The organism is Ruegeria sp. BHSA118, assembly GCF_059613405.1.
In genome coordinates, this window is record NZ_JBXWSM010000155.1 from 1 (window position 1) to 1,753 (window position 1,753).

At 59.6% G+C, this 1,753-nt stretch carries 3 protein-coding genes; 1 reads left to right on the top strand and 2 read right to left on the bottom strand.

Going from position 1 to position 1,753, the window contains the following annotated elements; translation table 11 throughout:
• A partial coding sequence (locus AC2FNN_RS21580) for an ABC transporter ATP-binding protein (protein WP_496760568.1) occupies positions 1–684 on the bottom strand: 684 nt, incomplete at its 3' end.
• 66 nt (positions 685–750) lie between these two features.
• Here AC2FNN_RS21580 and AC2FNN_RS21585 point away from each other — a divergent pair.
• Positions 751–1,377 (top strand): arylesterase, encoded by a 627-nt coding sequence (locus AC2FNN_RS21585; RefSeq protein ID WP_496760571.1) that lies wholly within the window; start codon positions 751–753, stop codon positions 1,375–1,377.
• Between the two features lie 18 nt (positions 1,378–1,395).
• Here the strand turns inward: AC2FNN_RS21585 and AC2FNN_RS21590 are convergent.
• On the bottom strand, positions 1,396–1,753 hold a 358-nt coding region (locus tag AC2FNN_RS21590), incomplete at its 5' end, for a L,D-transpeptidase (RefSeq protein WP_496760569.1).

A 1,753-nucleotide genomic window follows, 5' to 3' on the forward strand; every position in this document is an offset into this window, starting at 1 on the left:
CTCCTGCCGGGTCTCTTCTGCGATCCTGCCGTCACGCAACCGAACGACCCGATCACATCTTTCCGCCAATGAATGGCTGTGTGTCACCAGAACCAGGGTTGCATCGTATTTCCGACGCAGACCAAACAGCAAATCAACAGTTGCGGCCCCGTTGGTTTCGTCCAGGTTCCCGGTCGGTTCATCGGCCAACAGGATTTTGGGACGCGGCGCAGATGCGCGTGCCAAGGCAACTCGCTGTTGTTCTCCGCCCGACAGTTGCGCCGGGTAATGATCGCGACGGTGCGACAGGCCAACGGCGTCCAGCTCTTGCTCGGCCCGGTCGAACGCATCCTTGTGCCCTGCCAGTTCCAGTGGGGTTGCCACGTTTTCAAGCGCGGTCATTGTCGGGATCAGGTGGAAGTTCTGAAACACCACCCCCATGCTGTCGCGCCGAAACCGGGCCAGAGCGTCCTCATCCATGTCGGTCAGGTCCTGACCCAGCGCCACGATTTGACCGTGCGTCGCCTGTTCCAACCCCGCCATCAACATCAGCAGCGAAGACTTGCCCGAGCCAGAAGGCCCGATAAGCCCCAGCGTCTCGCCCTTGTTCACAGTCAACGTAATGTCATGCAGAATATCGACCCGCCCGGCATTGCCATCCAGGGACAAAGCGGCATCTTGGAGGGCGAGAACAGCGGTCGTCATGGGTCTACCCGAAAAAGGAGCGGTCTTTTGGGATATGGAGCGATCACCACGTTGCGCAAGGCTTTGATGACAGGCCTTTTCACGTGGTGCGGTTTTGCGGCCACAGCCGAACAGGTGGTGATTGCGGCTTTGGGGGACTCGCTGACTCAGGGCTATGGGCTGGTTGAGGAAAGCGGGTTTGTTCCGCAGCTTGAACGCTGGTTGCAGACGCAGGGTGCGGATGTCCGAGTCATCAACGCAGGTGTTTCGGGCGACACGACGGCGGGCGGGGCCGCGCGTGTGGACTGGACCCTGACACCGGATGTGGACGGCATGATCGTTGCCCTTGGTGGCAACGACCTGCTGCGGGGGATCGACCCTGCCGTATCAAAGGCCAATCTGCGCAGGATTCTGGACGTGGCGCGGGGCGCGAATGTACCGGTTCTGCTGATCGGTATGCAGGCGCCGGGTAACTACGGGGCCGACTACAAGCAAGCTTTCGACGGGATGTATCCTGATCTGGCACAGGAGTTCGACGTCCTCTTCACCGCCAGTTTCTTTGAAGGGCTTGCGGCAGAGGGCGACCCCGGCGCGGTATCGCAGTTCATGCAGCCGGACGGAATACATCCAAACACGGATGGGGTGGCAAAGATCGTTGAATCACTTGGACCGTCCGTTCTGAAGCTTGTTGATCAGGCGGGTCGAGCGGAATAGTCGCCCATCCAAGGACACTCAGACGACTGTAACGACAGTTCCGATGGGGACCCGGTTGTACAAATCGATCACATGCTCGTTCAGCATTCGAATGCAACCGTTGGACACTGCCCGGCCAATGGTCTGCGGCTGTGTCGTACCGTGGATGCGGAAATAGGTATCGACACCGTTCTGGAACAGATACAGCGCCCGCGCGCCCAGCGGGTTATCTCCGCCACCGGGTTGGACATAGTCATTATCCTTGAATTTTGCGTAAGCGACGGGATCACGTTCGATCATCTCATCGGTCGGGCGCCAGGTCGGCCATTCCTTTTTCACATCGATGGTGGCCGTGCCGGTAAACTCCAGCCCTGCCTTGCCGACGCCGCATCCATAG